We start from the raw sequence: 22,036 nt of genomic DNA, 5'->3' as shown, positions 1-22,036 counted from the left end.
TCCCCGGGGGGCGGGCAACCGCCGCGGCCGGCCGGGGAGCACTGCCCGGGCCCGCCCGCGCTCCGCGCGGCCCCCGGTGCCGGCGCGCGACCGTCCGCCGTCACTTGGCCCGGTCGAAGTCGATCGCGCTGTACGCCCGCAGCTTGCTCAGCCGGTGCTCGGAGTCGATCCTGCGCACCGTCCCCGACTTCGACCGCATCACGATCGAGTCCGTCGTGGCGGTCTCCGACCGGTACCGCACCCCGCGCAGCAGCTCACCGTCGGTGATGCCGGTGGCCACGAAGAACACGTTCTCCCCGGAGACCAGGTCGTCGGTCGTCAGCACCCGGTCGAGGTCGTGCCCGGCGTCGGCCGCCCGCCGCCGCTCCTCGTCGTCCTTGGGCCACAGCTTGCCCTGGATGGTGCCGCCGAGGCACTTCACGGCGCAGGCCGAGATGATGCCCTCGGGGGTGCCGCCGACGCCGAGCAGCAGGTCGATGCCGGTGCCTTCGCGCAGCGCGAGGATCGAGCCGGCCACGTCGCCGTCGGAGATCAGCTTGATGCGCGCGCCGGTCTCCCGGATCTCCTTGATGATGCCCTCGTGCCGCGGCCGGTCGAGGATCACCACGGTGACGTCCTCGGGCGTGGCCCGCTTGGCCTTGGCGACCCGGCGGATGTTCACGTTGACCGGCGCGTCGATGTCGACGAAGTCGGCGGCCTCCGGCCCGGTGACCAGCTTGTCCATGTAGAACACGGCCGAGGGGTCGAACATCGAGCCGCGCTCGGCCGCGGCCAGTACCGCGATGGCGTTGGTCATGCCCTTGGCGGTCAGCGTGGTGCCGTCGATCGGGTCGACGGCGATGTCGCACTCGGGGCCGGTCCCGTCGCCCACGCGCTCCCCGTTGAAGAGCATCGGGGCCTCGTCCTTCTCGCCCTCGCCGATGACGACGACGCCGTTCATCGAGACGGTGGAGACGAGGGCGCGCATGGCGCGCACCGCGGCGCCGTCCGCGCCGTTCTTGTCGCCGCGCCCTACCCAGCGGCCGGCGGCCATCGCCGCGGCCTCGGTCACCCGTACGAGCTCCAGGGCGAGGTTGCGGTCGGGGGCCTCGGAGGGGACATCGAGTTCGGACGGCAAGTGATGGTGTTCGGTCATCGGAGCGCACCTTTCTGTACGACGACGGCCGGATGAGGGTTTGGGGCACGACTCTATCGCCAGGCAGACAGAATGAGCAGGGCCCCCCACGGATGAGCGCAGCGGGTACCTGCGACGATAGGGGGCGTGGCAGGAACGAGCAGCATGCAGAAAACGGCCCGGGACATGATCCTCTCCCTGGTGCTCATCGTGCTCGCGGCGGGAGTGGTCTGGCTGTTCATCCCGCACGAGGACGGCGAGCCCCCCGTCCAGCGGGTCGACTACCGGGTCGACCTGCTCACGGCCCGCCGGGCCGCCTCCTACCCCGTGGCCGCCCCCGAGGGGCTGCCCGACGCGTGGAAGCCCACCTCGGTCCGCTACCGCGGCGAGGACTCCGAGGCCTGGCACCTCGGCTTCCACGCCCCCGACGGGGAGTACGTGGCGGTCGAGCAGTCCGCGGGCAAGCGGGTGCCCTTCATCGAGGACGCCACCCAGGGTGCGGAGAGGACCGGGTCCACCCAGCGGATCGACGGCGAGACGTGGACGCGCTACGAGGGCGGGCACTACGACGCGCTGGTGCTCGAGGGCACCGAGGGTTCGACCACCCTGGTGACGGGCACCGGGTCGTTCGACCAGTTGACGACGGTGGCCGAGGCGCTGCGCACCGAGTGACCGGGTGACCGGGTGACCGGGTGACCGGGTGACCGGGTGACCGGGTGGGCGCAGGGGGCGGGGCCCCGTCGGATCGGCTGATCCGACGGGGCCCCGCCCCCTGCGTGCCGTGTGCGTCCTCAGACGGTGGTGACGACCTGCTCGTACTCCAGGCGGGGCGAGCGCGGGAACCAGGCGTCCGGGCCCGGGCGGCCGATGTTGACGACCATCAGCGGGGTGTGGTCGTCGTCGAGGAACTCCTTGCGCAGGCCCTCGAAGTCGAAGCCGGTCATCGGGCCGGCGGCCAGGCCCGCGGCGCGCACGCCGACGATGAAGTAGGCCGCCTGGAGGGCGGCGTTCAGCGCGGCGGCACCCTCACGGGCCGGGCGCTCGCTGAAAAAGGCGTCCTTGGCCTGCGGGAAGTGCGGGAAGAGCTGGGGCAGCTCCTCGTGGAACTCGTTGTCCGCCGACAGGATGGCGACCAGCGGGGCGGTGGCCGTCTTGGGCCGGTTGCCTTCGGCCATGTGGGTGACGAGACGCTCGCGGGCCTCGGGGGAGCGGACCAGCGTGACGCGCAGCGGCGACTGGTTGAAAGCGGTCGGGCCGTACTTGACCAGGTCGTAGATCGCCCGCACCTGCTCGTCGGTCACCGGTTCGTCGGTGAACGTGTTGGCGGTGCGCGCCTCGCGGAACAGCAGGTCCTGGGCGGCGGGGTCAAGAACGAGAGACATGCGTGAACCTTCTCGGGGATACGTCGGTCCGCGGTTCCGTCGGGGGGCGCGGACCGGTTGACGCGTTCGACCGTACGCCCATGAAGTTCAATGCTCAACTAAACCTGGAGCGCGGTGATCCACTTCACAGATCCCGTCCGCTCCCGGCCCCGTGACGGCCCAGGGGGCTACTCGGCCCTCCCGGCGTCCTCCGGCTCCGCCTCCTGCGCGAGCGCCGCGTCCAGCCGGGCCCGCGCCCCCTCCAGCCGGCGCCGGCACACCCTGGCCAGCTCCTCGCCCCGCTCCCAGAGCGCGAGGGACTCCTCCAGCGTCGTACCGCCCGCCTCCAGGCGCCGTACGACCTCGATCAGCTCGTCCCGCGCCTGCTCGTACCCGAGTGCCTCGGACCGTGCCGCCGTCTGCTCCGTCTTGCTGGTCATCCGCCCACCCTATGCATCGACTCGGACAGTGAACTCGCCCTCGGACACCCGCGCCCGCAACACCTCGCCGGCCTCCACCTCGCCCGGGGCGCGCACCGCGTGCCCGTCCTCCCGCTGCAGCACGGCGTACCCGCGCTTGAGCGTGGCGGCCGGGGACAGGGCCACCACGCGCGCGTGCGTGTGCGTGAGCTCGGAGTCGGCCCGGTCCAGCTGGTGCCGCAGACAGCGCCTGCCCCGCTCCAGCAGTGCCGTGACCTCCTCGGCCCGGGCGTCGGTCATCCGGTACGGATCCTGTACCGAGGGCCGGGCCAGCGCCTGGGCCAGCCCGCGCTCCTCCCGGTCCAGCAGCGCGTGGACACAGCGCCGCGCGCGGTCGCGCAGCATCCGCACCCGCTCGTACTCCTCGCCCACGTCCGGCACCACCTTCTTGGCGGCGTCGGTCGGCGTGGAGGCGCGCAGGTCGGCCACCAGGTCCAGCAGCGGACTGTCCGGCTCGTGCCCGATCGCGGACACGACCGGCGTGCGGCAGGCCGCCACGGCCCGCACCAGCTGCTCGTCGGAGAACGGCAGCAGGTCCTCCACGCTGCCACCGCCCCGCGCCACGACGATCACGTCCACGTCGTCGACCGCGTCCAGCTCCTGCACGGCCTGGACGACCTGCGGCACCGCGTGCACCCCCTGCACGGGCACGTTGCGCACCTCGAAGCGCACGGCCGGCCAGCGGCGCCGGGCGTTCTCCAGCACGTCCCGCTCGGCGGCCGAGGCCCGCCCGCACACCAGCCCGATCAGCCGCGGCAGGAACGGCAGCGGCTTCTTGCGCTCCGGCGCGAACAGCCCCTCGCGCGCCAGGGACTTCTTCAGCTGCTCGAGCCGCGCGAGCAGCTCCCCGACCCCCACCGGCCTGATCTCGGCGGCCCTGAGCGACAGCTGCCCGCGCGGGGCGTACCACTCCGGCTTGCAGTGCACCACCACCCGCGCGCCCTCGCTCACGACGTCCGCCACCGCGTCGAACACCTGCCGGTAGCAGGTCACGCCCACGGAGATGTCGTGCGAGGGGTCGCGCAGCGTCAGGAACACCACCCCGGCGCCCGGACGCCGCGACAGCTGGGTGATCTGCCCCTCGACCCACACCGCGCCGAGCCGGTCGATCCACCCTCCGATGAGCCGCGACACCTCACCGACGGGCATCGGCGCTTCCGCGGACGTGTTGACAGCCATGACCAGAGAGTAGTGCGCCCCACCGACAACGCACCGTGACCGAGCCCCCGGACGCGGCCCTTACGATGGGACGCATGACCGCTTCGCCTGGCCGCCGTGTCCTGCTCGCCGCCCCCCGTGGCTACTGCGCGGGTGTGGACCGCGCCGTGATCGCCGTCGAGAAGGCCCTGGAACAGTACGGGGCCCCCGTCTACGTCCGGCACGAGATCGTTCACAACAAGTACGTCGTGCAGACCCTGGAGAAGAAGGGCGCCGTCTTCGTCGAGCGGACGGAGGAGGTCCCCCCCGGCAACATCGTCATGTTCTCCGCGCACGGTGTCGCCCCCGTCGTCCACGAGGAGGCCGAGCGCGGCCGGCTCGCCACCATCGACGCCACCTGCCCGCTGGTCACCAAGGTGCACAAGGAAGCGGTCCGGTTCGCCAAGGAGGACTACGACATCCTCCTGATCGGGCACGAGGGCCACGAGGAGGTCATCGGCACCTCCGGCGAGGCCCCCGACCACATCCAGCTCGTCGACGGTCCGGGCGACGTCGCCAAGGTCGAGGTCCGTGACCCGTCCAGGGTCGTCTGGCTCTCCCAGACCACCCTCTCCGTCGACGAGACCATGGAGACCGTCGACGCCCTCAAGGACAAGTTCCCCCAGCTGATCTCGCCGCCCAGCGACGACATCTGCTACGCCACGCAGAACCGCCAGCTCGCGGTCAAGCAGATGGGCGCCGAGGCCGACCTGGTGATCGTCGTCGGCTCCCGCAACTCCTCCAACTCCAAGCGGCTGGTGGAGGTCGCCAAGCTCGCCGGCGCCCGCGCGGCGTACCTGGTGGACTTCGCCGACGAGATCGACGAGGCCTGGCTGGAGGGTGTCTCCACGGTCGGCGTCACCTCGGGCGCCTCGGTGCCGGAGATCCTGGTCGAGCAGGTCCTGCAGTGGCTGTCCGAGCGCGGTTTCGAGGACGTCGAACTGGTCAAGGCGGCCGAGGAGTCCATCATCTTCTCCCTGCCGAAGGAACTCCGCCGCGACCTGCGCGAGGAGGCCGCCGCCCTGGTGGCCGAGCGCGGCGGCACGGGGGCGGGCTCCGGTGCCGGGGCCGGCTCCCGTGAGGGTTCCGCGCAGTGACGGTGGGACGACGGTGGCGGTCACGGTGATCGGGTCCGTGTCCGTGCGCCGTCCGTCGTAACGTAGGGCCATGCAGATCTTCGGCGTGGACATCGGCGGATCCGGGACCAAGGGTGCCCCGGTCGACCTGGACAAGGGGGACCTGGCGCAGGAGCGCTGCAAGGTCCTCACCCCGCACCCCGCGACGCCGGACGCGGTGGCCGACGCCGTCAAGGAGGTCGTGGACCACTTCGGCTGGAGCGGGCCGGTCGGCGTCGCCTTCCCGGGCGTCGTCACCGGCGGCGCCACGATCCGTACGGCGGCCAACGTCGACAAGGACTGGATCGACACCGACGCGCGCGTACTGCTCGGCGACCGCCTGGGTGGCCTGCCGGTGACGGTGGTGAACGACGCGGACGCCGCGGGCGTCGCCGAGATGCACTTCGGCGCCGGCCGCCACCACCGGGGCACGGTCGTCCTGCTGACCTTCGGCACCGGCATCGGAAGCGCCCTGTTCGTCGACGGCGTCCTCGTCCCCAACACCGAGCTCGGCCATCTGGAACTGCACGGCCACGACGCGGAGAAGCGGGCCTCCAGCAAGGCGCGGGAGGACGAGGAGCTGTCGTGGGAGGACTGGGCGCAGCGGGTGCAGGAGTACCTGGCCCACGTGGAGATGCTGTTCTCGCCTGAGCTGTTCGTCATCGGCGGCGGCGTCAGCCGCAAGGCCCACAAGTTCCTGCACCACATCGAGGGGATCAAGGCGGAGATCGTCCCGGCCGGCCTGCAGAACAACGCCGGCATCGTGGGAGCGGCGATGCGCGCGGCGACCGGCGCGTAGGCACGCGACCGGCGCGTAGGCACGCGGCGGGCGCGTAAGCGCGCGGCGGGTGGACTCGGGGCCGGCTCCGTGCGGCGGGTGGCTCAGCGGCGGGGCCGGCTCCGCGGGGCACTCCGGTCGGCCGTGCGCAGCCGGCGGACCCGCCGCACCAGCCGGACCCTGCGGACGAGCACGATCACACCCGCGACGAGCGTCCCGCCGTAGAGCCACCCGGCCTGCGTGGCCAGGCCCGTCACCAGGCCCGTCAGTCCCCCGAGCGTGCCGTCCCCGCCGCCGTCGGCGACCGGCAGGAGCCCCAGGGCGAAGGCGATCGGCACGACGATGGGCGCAGTGAGGAGATCCCCCTCGCGCAGCCACACCGCGGTCAGCGCGCACACCGGCAGGAACAGCACGCCGTACACCGTCTGGGAGCCCCCGAACAGCGTCTCGGCCAGCAGCCCGAGCGTCAGCATCAGCAGCCCGCAGAACAGGCCGCCGCCCAGTCCGGTGAGCCGGGGGCCCGGCATCCTGCCGGACGCGGGCGGGGGAGCGGGCCGCCGCGGCTCCCGGGCCGGCCGGGGGGACCGGGCGACCCCGCCGCCGGCTGCCCGCCCCGCCTGCGGCGGCAGGGGCGGCCCGGGCTCGGGCGTCCTCCGGGCGGGCTTGGGCGGACCGGGCGCCGTGTCGCGTCGCGGTCCGTACCGGGCGGGTCGCGTCCTGTGTTGCTCCACTGGACCAACTTAGGTCGTTTTATGTGCCGAACGGTCCGTCAGACACGCCGGGAAGCGAAGTGGGAGCAGGCGTTCGACGGATCGGCGGGCCGGTCGCGGGCACGCCGTAGACTGGTGGATCGGCCACGCAGCCCAGCCGGCCGGTCCCCGCCTCCATCCTCACGTACGGGAAGTCGCAACGTGTCGCTCACGATCGGAATCGTCGGTCTGCCGAATGTCGGCAAGTCGACCCTGTTCAACGCCCTGACCAAGAACGACGTGCTGGCGGCCAACTACCCGTTCGCCACGATCGAGCCCAACGTCGGCGTGGTCGGCGTCCCCGATCCCCGCCTGGCCCGGCTGGCCGAGATCTTCAAGTCGGAGCGCGTCCTGCCGGCCACGGTCGACTTCGTCGACATCGCCGGCATCGTGCGCGGCGCGAGCGAGGGTGAGGGGCTCGGCAACAAGTTCCTGGCGAACATCCGCGAGTCCGACGCGATCTGCCAGGTCATCCGCGCCTTCAAGGACGAGAACGTCGTGCACGTCGACGGCAAGGTCTCGCCGAAGGACGACATCGAGACGATCAACACCGAGCTGATCCTCGCCGACCTGCAGACCATCGAGAAGGTCCTGCCGCGCCTGCAGAAGGAGTCGCGGATCAAGAAGGACGTCGTGCCCAAGGTCAAGGCGGTCGAGGAGGCCAAGGAGATCCTGGAGAAGGGCGACACGCTCTTCGCGCACGGCATCGTCCAGGGCACCGAGCGCAACGAGCTCCTGCACGACCTGCACCTCCTCACCACCAAGCCCTTCCTCTACGTCTTCAACGTCGACGAGGACGAGCTGACCGACGAGGACTTCAAGAACGAGCAGCGCGCCCTCGTCGCCCCCGCCGAGGCGATCTTCCTCAACGCCAAGCTGGAGGCGGACCTCGCCGAGCTGGACGAGGAGGACGCGATGGAGCTCCTGGAGTCGGTCGGCGCCGAGGAGCCCGGCCTCGCCACCCTCGCCCGCGTCGGCTTCAACACCCTGGGCCTGCAGACCTACCTCACCGCCGGCCCCAAGGAGTCCCGTGCCTGGACCATCAAGAGGGGCGCCACCGCCCCCGAGGCCGCCGGTGTGATCCACACCGACTTCCAGAAGGGCTTCATCAAGGCCGAGGTCATCTCCTTCCCCGACCTGGTCGAAACCGGCTCGGTCGCCGAGGCCCGCGCCAAGGGCAAGGCCCGCATGGAGGGCAAGGACTACGTCATGCAGGACGGCGACGTGGTGGAGTTCCGCTTCAACGTCTAAGACGTTCGGCGAAAGGCCGTCTGACCTGCGACGGAGCGGGTTGGGCGGCTTTTGCTGTCCGCACAGAGTCCGCAGCGTGCTGGATGAGTCGGGCACGCCGCGCTCGCCGTCGCCCTCGGCAAGGCGGGGCTGGTCGGCAGCCCGGAGGACGACCCGGTCCGCCCGCTGATCGAGGCCGTCGAGGCACAGACGGTCGCACTGAACCGCGTCGGCGGCAACCTCAACCAGATCACCGCAGCCATCCACCGAGGAACGGTGCCCGAGCGCGCCGAGGCGGTGCTGGACCGCGTCGAGCAAGCGGCCGAGAGCAGCTACCGGCTGATCGACCAGCTCCTGGCGGAAGGCACCGCGCATGGTTCCTGATGTCTCCACCGGCTCCGACACCCGCGGACTGATCGTCTACCTCTTCGGCCCCGGCCGCCGCGACGAACACACCGACCCGCACATCGTCGCCGCCTGGGACATGGCCGGCGCCCCCGACCCCGGCCGCGACCCGGCAGCCACCTATTCCCAGCTCGCCAAGCGCCTCGACCACCACGTCGATCTGCGCACCCGCGAGCTGGGCGGCAAGAAGCCACCTCAGCACGTTTGGCACTGCCCGTCCTCAAGCCCTCCTAAGTTGAGTCTCAACTTCTACCCGCACCCAGGTAGTCGGGCCACACAGCACACCCTGATGCCCTCGCTGCTCGTGGCAGCGAGGGCATCAGTCGTCAGGCGGCGTGGACTGTGGGTAGCTGCGCGGCCCACTTCGTCACCTCGGTCAGGTGCTCGGGCTGAAGCCCGAGGTGTGGGTCGGGCTGAACGAGGAGGGTCGGCGTTCCTCTGGCGGTGCGCCCCGCCGCCCAGGCGTGGTCGAGGCTGGTGAAGTCGTCGTCGATCCAGACGACGGGGGCGTCTGCCAGCCAGGCATCGACGTGGTCGCGCTTCCACAGGTAGCCGTTGGGGTGGCTGGTGGTGATCTGGGGACGCGGCAGGTCGACGTGCGGCAGAGGCGGGAGGTCGAGGAGCGGTCCGATCAGGGTGGTGGCGTCCTGCCGCCAGCTGGTGCACCAGACCGGTGTGACGAGACCCGTACTGATCACATCCATGAGCGCGGGGCCGTGGCCGGGGTCGAGCCAGACGGTGACCGGGTTGTCAGCGCTGCGGTCGGCGGGAACAACGTCGTGGCGGGCGTGCGTGGTCGGGGTCGAGCCGTGTTCGTCGGGGAAGGGTATGAGGACGCCGTCGATGTCGAGGAGCAGGTAGGGCGGGCGCATCGGTTCCTCCGGGGAAAGTGGCGCGAATGGCAGGTCAGAGCTTGCGGGCGCGGATCAGCAGGGTGGTGGGCCAGTGGCCCATGCGAGGGTCGTGGAACTCCTGGGCCGAGATAAGCCAGAAGCCCACCCGGCTGAGGTGTCTCTCCCAGCGGTTGGTGTCGAACTCCCAGCGGGCGATGGGGAGCCGGGTGCGGTCGGGGAGGGTGATGTAGTCGCGGCGAGGCCGGTCGTCGCCGGAAGGGCTTCGGCCGCCACGCTGCGGGTGGGGGACGGAGAAGGCGAGCACGCGGCCGGGCGTGAGGCGTTGGGCGATGGCCGGGAGCAGGAACTCGGGAGCGACGAGACCGACGGCGCCGAAGACGGAGTAGATCGCGTCGAACTGCTCGTCAGAGGCGTGCAGGAAGTGCAGGGCGTGACCGGCGACGAAGGTGAGGTTGTTCAGCCGTCCGTAGTGGGAGCGGGCGCGGCGGACTTGTAGGCCGACCAGGTCGACGCCGGTGACGTGGGCGCCGTGGCGGGTGGCGAGGTGGGCGGCGTTGTGGCCGGGGCCACAGCCGAGTTCCAGGAGGCGCTTGCCGTGCAGGTCGGGGCCGAGGATCTCTGCTCCGGGGCCTTGGCCGGGTCTCGTGGTCCATTCCATCCGGGCGGGTACGGAAAGGGGTTCGGCGAGCCCGGCGGTGCGTTGGAGGGCGTGGGCGTGCCAGGGGGATGCCTGGGCGAGCACGTCAGATCTCCAGGAGGTGGAGGACGTCGGTGAGGTGGCGGCGGACGGCTTTGATGTAGGCGGGGTCGGTGGCCGGGTCGTTGATCCAGCGGATGGCCTGCTCCATGAACCACTCGACGGCCCACATGCGGTGCCAGCCCAGGGCCCAGTTCTCGGCGGTGAGCCCGCCGCGCGGGGCGAGAGCGTCGGGGGTGCCGCCGGCGGTGACGTACTGCTCCAGGAAGACGCGCAGGCGCACGGGGTGCGGTGGCTCGATGGTGCCGTGCCAGCTGGCGAGGTCGAGCAGGCCGGGGCCGGTGAAGGCGCGGGCGAAGTCGAGCAGCCGCCACCCATGCTTGCCGATGTGGAGGCTGGTGTGGTGGAACTCGGAGTGCACCCAGCCGAACGGCGCCAGCGTTGCCCCGGCCGAGCGGGCCTCGGCGGCCTGGGCGATCCGGTCGAGCGCGCCCTCGACGTCGTCGGCGTCCTGCCACCGGTCGGCCTTGCGCAGCCGTTCGAGATGCTCCAGTGCCTGGGCCGGGAGCGTGCGCAGCCGGTCCTGGTCGAGGACGGGCAAGGGCGGAGCCGTGCGGGTGCCGTGCAGGACCACAGCCGCGGCAACGCCGTCGAGGTCGTCGGCCTCGCGGACGGACGGCCCGAGGTTCTCCATGAGCATGCCGAGCCAGCCGTCCAGGACTGCGGAGGCGTGGACCTGGGGAACGGGTACGCCGAGGGTGTAGGCCAGGCGGAGGGCCTGGTCCTCGCTGTCGAAGGGCTTCTTGGCGTACTTGAAGATGGCCGTGGTGCCGTCGGGGAAGGTGACATGCTCGACGCCGGACATGGACCACACGCGCACCTCCTCCCGTACGGCGGTGGCCTGGCCGGCCACGGTAAGCAGGTTGTCGAGGAGTTCGGCGCTGGGGTTCGTGGTCACGTGGGGGCTCCAGGGAGATGGTGGCGTCCGGGGCGGGCGAGAGATGCCAGCCCGCCCCGGAGCCTGATCGGGTGGGGTTACGCGGCGGGGTTCACGCGGTGGGCGTAGACCTGCTCGAGCCAGCCCGCCTTGAAGGCTGCGAGGTCGTCGCGGAAGTTGGCCATCGAGGCACCGTAGGGCGCGACCACTCCGCCGGACTGGTCCGGCACGGACTGGCAGCCGTGCACGAGCCGGCCACCGAGCGCGGCGTGGGCCTTGATGGACTCGATCCGGCGGTGCTCGTTGAACCAGCCGCCGTGGTAGACCTCGTCGAGCATGCCGCCCATCTCATCGTCCAGATTGAAGACGACGGAGGTGGCGGCGGGGAAGAACCAGCACGGGCCGACGTTGGAAATGTGCCCGTCTAGCTCGACCTTGTTGAGCGCCATGAGTGTGGCCGCCTCGCGGAGCATCCGCAGGTGGTCGGCGGTGATCTGCGGCAGGCCGAGGCTGGCCAGGTGCTCGTCACGGAAGAGGTAGGCGTACACCTCGTACGCGGTGGCCAGGACGCGGGCGGCGTCGGAGGTGGCCTCGCCGTGGTGCTTGATGAAGTCGAGCGCGAGCTGCTCGACCGCGCTTTCGGTCGTCTCGTCTGCACCGAGAAGTTGGGACTTGACCAGCTCCCAGTCGGCGACGAGCCAGGTGTTCGACTCGAAGCGGAAGAAGTACTCGGCCGGGTCGATGGTGATGCGCCGGCCGTCGACCTGGATGCCGGGCAGGCGGCTCCAGCGCGGGTCGAACGCCTCGGGCAGCTCGACCGTGATGGCCGTGATGTCGATGGTGGTCACCGTGTCTCCGTCTCTGTTCGTCCGGACGCGGGCATAGGAATGCCCGAGCCCGGTGTGGGCGTAAGGAACTTCGGGGCGCCGCCCGGACCAAGGGGGAGCCTGGATCACGGTCGCGCCGTTCCGGGCGGCTACTGATAAGTGAACCTGTGCTCACGCTCAGTGGGTACGGTGGAAGGCAGTTGAAGCGGTATACGCGGTTTACAGTTCCGGAGTGGAGGCGATCGTGGCGACGCAGAGAGACCCCAACTCCCCTCTGCGCGACGTCATCGCGGCGGTCGACTGCACCTACGAGGCCCTCGCCAGGGACGTGCGGCGTATCGCGGCCGAGAACGGCGAAATCCTTCAGACCAACAAGTCGGCCATCTCGCATTGGGTGAACGGCACCCGCACCCCTTCGGGCAGGGTGGGTCAGTACCTGGCCGAGGCGCTGTCCCGCCGAGCGGGGCGCACGATCACCCAGACCGAGATCGGCCTCCAGACCGGTGGTGACGAAGAGCCGGCGGAATCCGACCCCGTCCTCGCCGCCACCGACCTGGGCCGCGCCGACGTCGAGCGCCGCCGCTTCCTCGCCATCGCGGCCTTCACCACCGCCGGCGTCGCCATGCCGCTCGGATACGACCACGAAGCCACTGCCCGCATGCTCCGCGCCCGCACCGGTACGTCCATGGTCGGGGCGGAGGACGTGGACGTCGTACGGCAAATCACCACGGCCTTCAGTGCCGCCGACGAGCGCCTCGGTGGCGGACACGGCCTGACCACCGTCACCGCGTACCTCGCCGACACAGCCGCCCCCATGCTGCGCGGACGCTTCCCCAGCGAAGCCTTACGCCGGGCCGCCTTCGGTGCCGTCGCCGAACTCGCCTACCTCGCAGGGTGGAAGCACCACGACCTCGGCCAGGAAGGCGCCGCCCAGCGCTACTACCAGGTCGGCTACAAGCTCGCCTGCGAAGCCGACCCCCACGGCCACGCCGCCTGGATGATGCGCGCCCTCGCCCACCAGGCCCTGAGTCTCAAACAGCCCCACCACTGCGTCGACCTCGTCGAAGGCGCCCTACGACGCGGCCTCGGCCACGTCGACGGCCAGACCGAGGCCCTCCTCCACATCACCCACGCCCGCGCCTACGCAGCCACCGACGAGAACCCGTCGGCCGCACGCGCCCTGCTCGCCGCCGAGGACGCCCTCCTACGAGACGACGGCCCCCAGCCCAGCTACTCCCGCGTCAGCGGCCCCGCCGCCGGCACCGTGGCCAGCCACACTGCCCGCACCCTGACCGACCTCGCCGACCACATCGGCACCGAACAGCAGCACCGCGACGCGCTCACCCGCTGGGACCCCGACAAATACAAGCGCGTCCACGCCCTCACTCACGCCGACCTCGGCGACAGCCTCGCCGCCCAGGCCCGCGCCGACGAGGCGGTCGCCGCCTGGACCCAGGCCCTGGTCCTCATGGAGGGCATGACCTCCGACCGCACCCGTAAGGCGATCACCTCGATCCGCTCCACCCTCGCGGTCTACCAGCGCCGCCGCGTTCCCGGCGCCGCCGATCTCGCCCGCCGCGCCCGCGAGGCCCTCGCCTAACATGCCCAACAACCCGCCCGACGAAGGGAACACCGTGACCCAGCAGACCGACGATCAGCCGAAGGGCCTGAAGCCGGCGCTCGAATCCATGACCCTGCTGGTCGCCGCCGTCATCGTCCACGACAAGGCCACCAACCGTGTCGTCCTCCTCCAGCGCAGCGAGAACGCCAAGTTCGCCCAGGGCATGTGGGACCTCCCCGTCGGCAAGAGCGAACCGGGTGAGCCCATCACCGAGACCGCCGTCCGCGAGCTCTACGAGGAGACCGGCCTTACGGTGAAGCCCGAGTCCCTCAAGGTCGCCCACGTCATCCACGGAGCTTGGGGCGTGGAGGCCCCCAACGGCTTCCTCACCGTCGTCTTCGCAGCCCACGAATGGACCGGCGAACCCGAAAACCGCGAACCCCGCAAGCATTCCCAGGTCCGCTGGGTCGATGCCAACGCCATCCCCGACGCCTTCGTGGACACCACGGCCAGTGCCCTTCACCACTACCTGAACCACGGTGTGGAGGTCTCCCTGGACGGCTGGCCGGCAGAGTAACTGATCGTTTCAGAATGATCGCGAGAGCCGCCGCAGGCAAATGATCGAGCAGGCGAGTTCGAGGAGCCCTTGGTGAAGGTCTGCCCGGTACTCGTAGCGGATGCGCAGGCGCTTGAACTGGTGCAGCCAGGCGAACGCGCGCTCCACGACCCAGCGCACTTTGCCGAGTCCGGAGCCGTGAGCGATGCCGCGTCGGGCGATCACCGGCTTGATGCCGCGTTTCCACAGCTGGCGGCGGTACTTGTCGAAGTCGTAACCCCGGTCGGCATATAGGCGCTGGGGCTTACGGCGGGGCCGCCCTCGCAGACCCCGGATCGGTGGGACCGCGTCCAGCAGCGGCAGGAGCTGAGTGACATCATGTCGGTTGCCGCCGGTGAGGTGACGGCCAGCGGGGTGCCGTGGCGGTCGACGATCAGGTGGTGCTTTGAGCCGGGGCGGGCGCGGTCGACGGGCGAGGGGCCGACGTGATCCCCCCTTTGAGGGCCCGGATGTGCGAGCCGTCCACGGCGCAGTCGTCCAGGTCCAACAAGTTAGCTCGACGCAGTTCGGTCAACAGTGCGCATGGAGGTGAGGCCAGACGCCCGCCTCTGTCCAGTCCCGCAGGCGGCGCCATGCCGTCACCCCGGAGCAGCCCACCACTTCACTCGGTACGTCGCGCCAGGCCACGTCCTTGCGCAAGAGGTAGACGATGCCGGCCAGGGCAACCCGGTCCGGCACCGGGCGCCGCCCAGGGTGGCGAGGCCGTCGCACGGGCCGCGCTGGCAAGAGCGGGGCTATCCGGTCCCACAGCTCGTCGGGGACAAGGTTCGCGATCACGATGCTGAAGCTTGCCAGAGAACCCAGTTGAGCAGCTCGGGCTGGCTGGACATACTCCCCGGATGGCCAACACCAGGAGCGAAACCGCGGAGCAGGGTTGGGACGGACCCTTCTACCGCGTCCGCACAGATCGGTTCGAGGCATCGTTCGTACCCAATGCGGGCGAGCCTCTGGACAGCATCTGCAACGTCGACGTCGAGGTTCGGCTGACGGCGGACGGCTCACTCTGGAGCGCGACCGTGTTCACGCTCGCCGAGGTCGAACGCATCATGGACAGGTGGTCCCATACCGGCGAGGCCCTGGACGGCCGCTACTTCTGGTGCTCCGACGGCCTCATCGTCCGGGATCCCGGCATCGACAACATGACGCAGGTGCTGGCCGGCCTGCTCGACGACGGCGACTTCACACAGGTTCTCCAGCGACTCGACAACGAATGATCGTCCAGCTCTCATTCTGAAACGATCAGTAAGTATCACGCTGCTCCACCTCGTACCCAAAGACCCGCACTTTTCGCCTTCGCCGACTGCGAGCGAGGCTGCGCAGGCCAGGCTGCGGCAACTGGTGCCCGAGGTGTTGGGCGGATACGACGTCTGGGATATCCCTGGCACTGCCTCCATCGTCCCGGCGTAGGTGGCCGACTCAACAGTCAACTGATCACGGAGAACACGGTGTCAGCTTGTGTACAGGGCCAAATTGAGTACGACATAGCTGTGGTGCTCGCGTCCGTGCGGTGAGCGGACGGTTGACACGAGGACCTCAGCGGTGATCCGACGGTTCGCGTAGGCGCTCAGCAGGCTGGTGACCTCGTGATCCACGCGCGCCGTGATTACGCCCCGGTCGGCCGTCTCGATCTCCACCGTTCCCCGCAGTACGCTGCCGCCGACGAGCCTGCCCGCCAACCGTTCCGAGTGCTCCTCGGGCTGCGCGGCGCGCAGCGCGTCCCGGCACCGCTGGGCGTTTCTTGAGCCGAGGCGGGAGGCACGCACACCGTTGTACGGCGAACTCCAGGTCAGGCTGACATCGGTGCCCGAGTCAGCGAGTACCTCTGTCAGGTCGGCAAGGCGGTTGAAGACCCGCCCACCCAGGGGCAGCGCTGTTTCGATCACCGCGTCGATGGCTCCTGGGCCGGCCTCCGCCCGGTCAGTGATGTCAAGGACAGTTCCCATCGCGCGGTCCAGCAACGACTCCGTCGAGGCCACCTCCGGTAGCGGTAGCTCGTCCTCGTCTGTCGGCGCTTCCTCCAGGACCATGCCGTACGACGAAGGAAAGGTCGCTGCAGCGTAGAGCCGTGTTGCTTTTCGGACGGCTTGCGGCAACGGACCGTAGTCGTGTGTGGGGCGACTCTCATCGAGGGCATGGGCGACGGTGGTGACGGCCTCCTGGAAGAGGGTCAGCCACTGTCCGAGTACGGACGACTCCATGCGATGTTCCCGGACGGGCGTCCCTTCGAGAGCCAGCCGGAGTGATCGCCTAGCCGTACCGGCTTCGGCGCTGCTGGTTGTACATCCCACGGTCTTCAGTAGCTTGCGCCGCTGTGCTGCAGCGAATTCATCTGCTGACCGCACCGGATGATGACCGTCTGCTTTGCCACGGTTGGCCTGCATCCAGGCCCTCAGGGCCTCCTTGTCCGAGGGGTCGGGCAGGTTCTGCGGACTGTTCACAGCAGCACCTCCACATATCCTCGCCGGGCCCTCTCGGGGATACCGTTTTGCCCGCTCCGGCAGCGCTGCCAGACCTCGTCATAGACCCCGAGGCTCTCGAAGACCTTGTGGTCGCTGGGTGCCATGGCCCCAGTCACCCCCAGGGAGCGGAAGTCCTCCGTCTCGGGAAGGCACAGGACATAGGCGTCCACTCGCATGGCATGGCGCGTACACCAGTCCTTGGTACCCAGATTGTCAAGGTAGTCAACCGTGTCGGTGTCCGCCATCGCCCGGGCGTATGCATCTGGAGGTATGAGGTAGGTGACGTCGACGTCCTCGGGATCCACTTTGCCGCTGACGAAGCTTCCGGCGAGCCATAGCCGACCCACTGCTCCGGTTGTGAGTTCCACCATTGCGTAGTGGGTCTGTAGTTCTCCGAAGAGGTGGCCGCGCGTGGACGAGTTCGTGAAGTACGCCGCCTTCACCAGTTCCGACTCGACTTCGTCCCAGGTCAGCGGAAACCTGCCCGGGGGTGGACACTCCGTGACGGGATCGAATGTGGGTAGCGGTGACATGCAGGCCCTTTGGTCAGGTGGTGAACGCAGAGTCAACCTAATGGATCTCTCGGTGATGCGTGGACCGAATACGTGAACGCGTGGCAAAGCCGCCGACCCGCAGGAAGCCGGGAAGGTAGCCCTCCACGTCAACCGCATCGGCACTTCCCGCCGTATGGCTTTTCACAACGCATGGTGAAGATGCTGGAGGAGAAGCCCCGTCTGTCTGACGCTTACGCCCGTCGCAGCGCCATGACCGAAGCCACCCCGGACGCGGTCGACGTGTCGGACGCCGAGTCGGCTCGACGGACCGCCAAGGAGGAACAGGTGCGCCTGGGCATGACCGACGGGAGGTCCACGGCACCCGAACGAGCGACAGGGAAAACGGCGGCTCACCGGTGCAGTCGCCGACGGGATGGTCCTGGTGCCGTGTATTCCCGGGTCGGCGAAGGCCCGCCGGTCCGCAGGGCGTTCGTAGACGCCCGTCGGAGGCCAACGCGGTCAAACGGTGAAAAGCCTGGTCAGAGGCTCGCGTGGGGCTCCGCCGCAGGTCAGGGTCGAGGCTCGGACCTTCGCTTCAACGTGCAGCGGGTGCTCTATTCCACATCGATGACTTGGCAAACATGCAGGTCATGAGGGGCTCGACCTAGAAAGGTCGGGCACTTGGTCAGTTCCCGCGCGGGGAGGGTGCTGGGATGCCGGGGCTCCAGTGATGGTTCGTGTCCCGCTTTTCTCCTCCCCGCGCTTGCCCAGGTCTCGGGACAGGAAAGGGCTTCCCTGCCGAGGTGTGCGGTGAAGGGAAGTCCCGGAGAGCCGGCCGCCTATCGGATCAGCTCCCGTACTCGTCGTCCTCGTCCCATGCGCGAGGTGCGGCGGGCCGGTGCTGGCTGTGCGAGGTGTCGCGGAAGTGTGGAGGTGCCGTGTCGCTCTCGCTCCTCTCCCGCTGGCCTTGGTTCCGTTCGCCCGCGTCGGCATCCGGGTCCGGGGCCGCGTTGGTGAACGGCGAGCCCTCGGGGTCCGGGAAGCGCGGCGACCAGGGTCCCGTGTGGTCCCCTTCGCTCGAAGACCTGCCCCCCAGCCCTTCGTCGTCGCCCTCGTCGGGCGCTGGGAGAAAGGTCCGCCTGATCTCCTGGGCGGCCTCGTCCAGCCCTTCCTCTTCCAGGCTCCGCACCACACGGTGCACAAGCACCGTGTACCCGTCCATGTCCGACTTCAGGCCCGCCGCCGCCAGCAACAGGCGCAGCCGATCCGAGACCCCTACTTCCTCCTCAGGGTCGAACACCCCTCCTCCCTGGCCGTGTCCGTCCCACAGTTGGCCCCCGACGGTCGCCTCGCTCCGCGCGCCCACGTGTGGTACGAGCAGGTGACGGAAGAGCTCGGGCACCTCCTCGTCATTGGCCGCCGCCGCGATCTGGGCGAGCGGGCCGATCATGCCGACCGCCTTCTCGATCTCGTTCTCGTGGCGGGCGAGCCACCACACCACCGCGCTGCCCGCGCTCTTGAGTACGTCGTCACCGAGGTAGCGCCGCTTGTTGCGCTCGTGCTGACGCTCGTACTCCCAGACCTCCTCGTCCTTACGGAGGTCGTTCAGCTTCCGCAGGCGCTCGCGGTCGGCGGGGGCGAGGGTCAGCGTCACATCGGCCGCGCGGGCCTTCACCCGTCCGCTCCGGTCGGGGAGCGGGGCGCTCAGCTCCCCCTCCAGGAGGTACCGCGCGAAGCTCGCCCGGCCGGGCTCCTCGTGGCGGACGATCTCCAGGGCCCGGCTGACGACCGAGGACACGGCGAGGGCCGGGGAGGCGCCGTCGGACCGGCCGGCGTGGTTGGGGACCGGCCTCCACCACACAGTGGCGGAGAAGAGGAAGTCGTAGCCGTCTGCCGCGCTTGGCAGCGCCGCGTCGATCACCCGCGTCTCCTGGTACGGCTGCTCCGCCGGCGCCGCGGGCGGCACGGGTTTCCCGGGCTCGTACGGGCCAGCCGACGCGCGGCCACCACTGAGGACCGTCATCACGAGCAGCAGGGAGCCCGAGGTTGTGACCATGAACATGAAGCCCCACAGCCATGGCGACCAGTGCAGGAGGTTTCCGAGCACAGCCGGTGTGAGGCTGCAAAGAGCTACGAACAGCAGGCTGGTAAAGCGGTGTCTCATCGTGCCTCTTCCGTGGTCCGTGGTCCGGCGCCTGCACGCTCCGTATTCTCCGTGCGGGCGTATTGCGCGTGGTCGATGTGCTGCCAGAAGAGGGCGGCGACGCCCGCCCGGGACGGATGGCGTGCGAGCCCCGCCCAGCCGCAGGTGATGACGTAGAGGCGGTGGAGAGTGACCGTGCGGCCGTGCGTTGCCCCGACCATCACGCCCAGCGCCATTTCCCGCGTACTGTCGCCCGCCACGGCGCTCAGCCAACTGCTCACCAGCAGGTTCCAGAGCTCCGTCGGCGGCTGGGAGAACACCGTCTCCCAGCCCAGGAACAGGTCCGGCCACGGCGGCGGGTCCGGTGCCCGGTCGCTCCTCAACAGCTCCGTGAGCAACCGGAGGTGAGGCTCCGCCTTACGCGGCTCCCGACGCGTCCGGTCCCGCAGACGGTCGATCAGCAGCCGGTAGAGCCGGCGGTCGCGGCTGGCGAGGCCGAGAAGTGCCTCCCGGGCCTCGTGTGCCGCCTCTCCCTTCCGTACGGCGAGGTAGTGGAGCCGTACCATCGCCTGATCCGGGTGCGTTGCGCCGAGGCTCTGTAGGCAGGCGACGGTCAGGACGCGGGCGAGACCGTCCGACAAGGAGCCGGAACTCACGCACCTGTACATGCGCTTGCGGAACCACCCTCCGAACCTCTCGTGACTGAGCCCGAGTTCGAGGGCCGCCACGGCTCGCGGGTCGCAGGACGCCCCGGTCGAGCTGTCCGCCCAGCGGACCGCAAGGTCGAAGAGGTGGTCGGGCCGCCCGACGGCCAGAGACCGCCCACCGAAGCGGACGATGACGTTCACCCGGTCGTCGGTGGTCAGACCGTGCAGCCCGGCGGTGTGGCCGATCCAGTCCCTGAGATCGTCGCGTACTCCGGGGAAGTTCGCCCAGAAGTACGTCCGTACTGCGTCGGCGTAGGCCAGCCGCTCGAAGCGGAGCCGTCCGTCCGGGTCCCGCTCGATTCCGAGCCCCGCCAACCGCTCCCCGAAATCCGTCCGCGCGAGTTCGGTCGTAGCCTCCTCCTCGTGCCTCACCGTCCTCATCAAGCCGTGCCACGCCTCGTAGACAATGTCGGCGCTGGCCTCCTCGAACATTGCCGTCGCGAGTAGCAGGGCCCGCTCGGGCGCGGTGCGGACTGAGGCCACCTGCCGGCCCACTTCACCGGCGCGGTCGGTCACCGCGTGCATCGCCTGGTCGAGCCATCCCGCGAAGTCGGCGCCGAACCGGCCGCTGTCGCGAGCGGCCCTCACCAGCCCTGCGAACCGCGCCAGTTCCCGCATGGGAGAGCGGTTGTACAGGCGCTGGAGGTCGGCGCTCCCCAGGTCCGCGGGGCGGAAGGCCATCCGGTCCATGCGGAGGTACCGGGTGACGACGGCGACGCCCCGGGGGCGCTCTAGCGTCACCGTGTGCGGTTCGAGGCCCGGCGCGTGGGCGTGCTCCATGCCCGACGGCAGGACGACGACCATGTGGGCCCCCGCATCCTGGACCTGTGACCGGCGCACGACCAGGTGGCGCTGGACCTTGGCGTACGCCTCCTCGTCGCCGATCCCGGAGAGGTCGAGGAGGAAGCGGTCCCCCTCACCGGGAGCGAGTGGATTCTCGTCCTTGCCCGTGACGGGAAGCTCCTCGAACCGGGCCCCCTCCTCGTCGGAGCCCCCGTCCTCACCGACCCCGTGCAGCAGCATGATCGCCGCGGCGCGGCGGCCGCTGCCGGGCGGAGCCTCCAGCAGCACCACCGATCCGGGTTTCTCCAGGCGATTGGCGGCGACGCGATAGTTCCGTGGCGGAACGAACCGGTCGGCCAGGCGTATCCGGTCCTCGCGGGTGATCCGGAGGGCCTCGACCCCTTTTCGGGTCATCCAGTCCGCGCCGACGCTGTAGAAGACGTACTGGTGCCCCTCGCCGTTGTTCACCGGGGCGCGCGGATCGTTGATGGTGACGCGGTCCTGTCCGGTCATCGTCCGTCGTCCGAGCGTCGGCGCTCACGCTCGAAGCGCTGGTGGACCGTACCGCTGTTGTCGCCCGCCGTGAACTGGACCCCGGTGTTGTCGCCCTGGAAGTGGGGGGCGTTGTACTGGTGGCCCCGACCGGTGTTCACGGGACCCTGCGGCTCGTTGACGAAGGTGCCCAGGTCCCCGTTGAGGTTTCCGATGCCTCCGCGCACGCGCTGCTCGACGTCGCGCGTCCGCATCCTGGTATGCCCGGCGGCCCGGGCCGGCTTCTTGCGAGACTTCACCTCCGCCCGCTCCCGCGCCGCACGGGCGTCGCGGTCCTCTGCGCCCAGCTCTGGCAGCAGCCGGGCGAGGGTGTCGCTGAGCGACGTCAGGTCCGACTCGGCGTTGCGGTGGTCGAACCGCCTGTACTGGCAGTCTGCCAGTTCCCGCAGGTCTTCCGGGAGGACGGAGGGGTCGATCCGCGTGGCCTTTCCGACGAGCACGGGGATCACCAGGATCCCGCGGTCGAGCGCGGTCTGGATCTCACGACGGGTCCAGTCCTGTTCGGCTTCGAGGGCGGGGCGGCCGTCGGCCCCCTGCACCTCCGCCCAACGCGGACCGATCACGACGAGAAGTGCCTGGCACTCCTCCATAGCTCTGATCAGTTCCACCGGGAAACGGCGCCCAGCCTCGATCGAGTTGCTGGCGAAGAAGATCCGCTCGTCGCCGAACCGGCGGGAGAGCTCTCTCGCGATCATGGTTGCGGCGTTTTCCACGTCACCTGTGCGGTAGTTGACGAAGACGTCGGGCATGAAGGTTCCCTTCGTGAGAGGAGGACGGAGACGCATGGGTATGGGCGCGAGGGCTGCAGACAGGGCTCCGGGGCTCTGGTCCACCCGGGGCATGAGGCCCCCGACCGCGTGACGGCACGGTGCGTCCACGGAAGGGCGTACGGATGGAGGTGCGCCGCCCGGCGCTTCACTGGTCGCGGGTAGCCCGAGGAAGGCAGGGCACGGCGTGACACGTCGGGCGGGGACCAGA

At 70.0% G+C, this 22,036-nt stretch carries 21 protein-coding genes and 3 pseudogenes; 9 read left to right on the top strand and 15 right to left on the bottom strand.

The window, feature by feature from the left end:
• Window positions 1–100: 100 nt before the first annotated feature.
• Window positions 101–1,135: a class II fructose-bisphosphatase gene (gene glpX / locus ACF07S_RS01740; protein WP_391961526.1), complete on the bottom strand. Its 1,035-nt coding sequence runs from the start codon at window positions 1,133–1,135 to the stop codon at window positions 101–103.
• Between the two features lie 144 nt (window positions 1,136–1,279).
• On the opposite strand from glpX, the gene ACF07S_RS01735 reads away from it, so the two are divergent.
• Window positions 1,280–1,786, top strand: a complete 507-nt coding sequence (locus tag ACF07S_RS01735; protein WP_391961525.1) for a DUF4245 domain-containing protein — start codon at window positions 1,280–1,282, stop codon at window positions 1,784–1,786.
• 119 nt (window positions 1,787–1,905) lie between these two features.
• Here the strand turns inward: ACF07S_RS01735 and ACF07S_RS01730 are convergent, their stop codons facing one another.
• The 3 genes from ACF07S_RS01730 to xseA all read right to left on the bottom strand — a co-directional run bounded on the left by ACF07S_RS01730 (window position 1,906) and on the right by xseA (window position 4,133).
• The gene (locus tag ACF07S_RS01730) at window positions 1,906–2,496 is read right to left on the bottom strand and encodes a malonic semialdehyde reductase (protein WP_391973190.1); all 591 of its coding nucleotides are present in this window, start codon (window positions 2,494–2,496) and stop codon (window positions 1,906–1,908) included.
• 167 nt (window positions 2,497–2,663) lie between these two features.
• Window positions 2,664–2,915: an exodeoxyribonuclease VII small subunit gene (locus tag ACF07S_RS01725; RefSeq protein WP_391961523.1), complete on the bottom strand. Its 252-nt coding sequence runs from the start codon at window positions 2,913–2,915 to the stop codon at window positions 2,664–2,666.
• A gap of 9 nt (window positions 2,916–2,924) precedes the next feature.
• The gene (gene xseA / locus ACF07S_RS01720; protein ID WP_391973189.1) at window positions 2,925–4,133 is read right to left on the bottom strand and encodes an exodeoxyribonuclease VII large subunit; all 1,209 of its coding nucleotides are present in this window, start codon (window positions 4,131–4,133) and stop codon (window positions 2,925–2,927) included.
• A gap of 65 nt (window positions 4,134–4,198) precedes the next feature.
• On the opposite strand from xseA, the gene ACF07S_RS01715 reads away from it, so the two are divergent.
• Window positions 4,199–5,248, top strand: coding sequence for a 4-hydroxy-3-methylbut-2-enyl diphosphate reductase (locus tag ACF07S_RS01715; RefSeq protein ID WP_391961521.1), 1,050 nt, complete (start codon window positions 4,199–4,201; stop codon window positions 5,246–5,248).
• A 70-nt stretch (window positions 5,249–5,318) separates the two neighbouring features.
• Window positions 5,319–6,065 carry a polyphosphate--glucose phosphotransferase gene (ppgK, locus tag ACF07S_RS01710; protein ID WP_391961520.1) on the top strand — a complete coding sequence of 249 codons (747 nt, stop codon included), beginning with the start codon at window positions 5,319–5,321 and terminating at the stop codon, window positions 6,063–6,065.
• Between the two features lie 83 nt (window positions 6,066–6,148).
• On the opposite strand, the gene ACF07S_RS01705 is transcribed toward ppgK, so the two are convergent.
• Complete coding sequence (locus tag ACF07S_RS01705; protein ID WP_391973188.1) at window positions 6,149–6,775, bottom strand: DUF6542 domain-containing protein; 627 nt, start codon at window positions 6,773–6,775, stop codon at window positions 6,149–6,151.
• 180 nt (window positions 6,776–6,955) lie between these two features.
• Here ACF07S_RS01705 and ychF point away from each other — a divergent pair, with 180 nt between their 5' ends.
• From ychF to ACF07S_RS01690, 3 genes and pseudogenes are all read left to right on the top strand, one after another.
• The gene (gene ychF / locus ACF07S_RS01700; RefSeq protein WP_391961518.1) at window positions 6,956–8,044 is read left to right on the top strand and encodes a redox-regulated ATPase YchF; all 1,089 of its coding nucleotides are present in this window, start codon (window positions 6,956–6,958) and stop codon (window positions 8,042–8,044) included.
• 87 nt (window positions 8,045–8,131) lie between these two features.
• A pseudogene (locus ACF07S_RS01695) lies at window positions 8,132–8,407 on the top strand (hypothetical protein); the annotation flags it as partial.
• Window positions 8,397–8,660 (top strand): annotated as a pseudogene (locus tag ACF07S_RS01690) (mobilization protein); the annotation flags it as partial. The pseudogenes ACF07S_RS01695 and ACF07S_RS01690, both read left to right, overlap by 11 nt.
• Before the next feature lie 94 nt (window positions 8,661–8,754).
• Here ACF07S_RS01690 and ACF07S_RS01685 read toward each other — a convergent pair.
• The 4 genes from ACF07S_RS01685 to ACF07S_RS01670 form a co-directional block, all read right to left on the bottom strand.
• Window positions 8,755–9,300: an HAD domain-containing protein gene (locus ACF07S_RS01685; protein ID WP_391973187.1), complete on the bottom strand. Its 546-nt coding sequence runs from the start codon at window positions 9,298–9,300 to the stop codon at window positions 8,755–8,757.
• Window positions 9,301–9,334: 34 nt separating this feature from the next.
• Window positions 9,335–10,024: a class I SAM-dependent methyltransferase gene (locus tag ACF07S_RS01680; RefSeq protein WP_391973186.1), complete on the bottom strand. Its 690-nt coding sequence runs from the start codon at window positions 10,022–10,024 to the stop codon at window positions 9,335–9,337.
• A 1-nt stretch (window position 10,025) separates the two neighbouring features.
• Complete coding sequence (locus ACF07S_RS01675) at window positions 10,026–10,937, bottom strand: aminoglycoside phosphotransferase family protein (RefSeq protein WP_391973185.1); 912 nt, start codon at window positions 10,935–10,937, stop codon at window positions 10,026–10,028.
• A gap of 77 nt (window positions 10,938–11,014) precedes the next feature.
• Entirely contained in the window at window positions 11,015–11,764 is a 750-nt protein-coding gene (locus tag ACF07S_RS01670) for a hypothetical protein (RefSeq protein ID WP_391973184.1), read from the bottom strand.
• Between the two features lie 223 nt (window positions 11,765–11,987).
• Here ACF07S_RS01670 and ACF07S_RS01665 point away from each other — a divergent pair, with 223 nt between their 5' ends.
• Together ACF07S_RS01665 and ACF07S_RS01660 are read left to right on the top strand one after the other, a co-directional pair.
• Window positions 11,988–13,343, top strand: coding sequence for a tetratricopeptide repeat protein (locus ACF07S_RS01665; RefSeq protein ID WP_391973183.1), 1,356 nt, complete (start codon window positions 11,988–11,990; stop codon window positions 13,341–13,343).
• A gap of 1 nt (window position 13,344) precedes the next feature.
• Window positions 13,345–13,881, top strand: coding sequence for an NUDIX domain-containing protein (locus ACF07S_RS01660; protein ID WP_391973182.1), 537 nt, complete (start codon window positions 13,345–13,347; stop codon window positions 13,879–13,881).
• 9 nt (window positions 13,882–13,890) lie between these two features.
• On the opposite strand, the pseudogene ACF07S_RS01655 reads toward ACF07S_RS01660, so the two are convergent.
• Window positions 13,891–14,697, bottom strand: a pseudogene (locus tag ACF07S_RS01655) (IS5 family transposase).
• Window positions 14,698–14,759: 62 nt separating this feature from the next.
• Here ACF07S_RS01655 and ACF07S_RS01650 point away from each other — a divergent pair.
• Window positions 14,760–15,134: a hypothetical protein gene (locus tag ACF07S_RS01650; protein ID WP_391973181.1), complete on the top strand. Its 375-nt coding sequence runs from the start codon at window positions 14,760–14,762 to the stop codon at window positions 15,132–15,134.
• Window positions 15,135–15,368: 234 nt separating this feature from the next.
• On the opposite strand, the gene ACF07S_RS01645 is transcribed toward ACF07S_RS01650, so the two are convergent.
• The 5 genes from ACF07S_RS01645 to ACF07S_RS01625 form a co-directional block, all read right to left on the bottom strand.
• The gene (locus ACF07S_RS01645; protein WP_391973180.1) at window positions 15,369–16,358 is read right to left on the bottom strand and encodes a hypothetical protein; all 990 of its coding nucleotides are present in this window, start codon (window positions 16,356–16,358) and stop codon (window positions 15,369–15,371) included.
• On the bottom strand, window positions 16,355–16,912 hold the full coding sequence (locus tag ACF07S_RS01640) for a DUF6932 family protein (protein ID WP_391973179.1): 558 nt from the start codon (window positions 16,910–16,912) through the stop codon (window positions 16,355–16,357). Before ACF07S_RS01640 ends, ACF07S_RS01645 begins: the two co-directional genes overlap by 4 nt.
• Window positions 16,913–17,720: 808 nt before the next feature.
• Window positions 17,721–19,037 (bottom strand): hypothetical protein, encoded by a 1,317-nt coding sequence (locus tag ACF07S_RS01635; RefSeq protein WP_391973178.1) that lies wholly within the window; start codon window positions 19,035–19,037, stop codon window positions 17,721–17,723.
• Window positions 19,034–21,019, bottom strand: a complete 1,986-nt coding sequence (locus ACF07S_RS01630) for a hypothetical protein (protein ID WP_391973177.1) — start codon at window positions 21,017–21,019, stop codon at window positions 19,034–19,036. The genes ACF07S_RS01635 and ACF07S_RS01630 overlap by 4 nt, the downstream gene beginning before the upstream one ends.
• Window positions 21,016–21,807, bottom strand: coding sequence for a toll/interleukin-1 receptor domain-containing protein (locus ACF07S_RS01625; protein WP_391973176.1), 792 nt, complete (start codon window positions 21,805–21,807; stop codon window positions 21,016–21,018). The genes ACF07S_RS01630 and ACF07S_RS01625 overlap by 4 nt, the downstream gene beginning before the upstream one ends.
• Window positions 21,808–22,036: the final 229 nt, after the last annotated feature.

It is taken from the genome of Streptomyces sp. NPDC016640, assembly GCF_043076215.1.
GTDB lineage: Bacteria > Actinomycetota > Actinomycetes > Streptomycetales > Streptomycetaceae > Streptomyces.
This window is presented reverse-complemented; position numbering and strand designations above follow the sequence as displayed.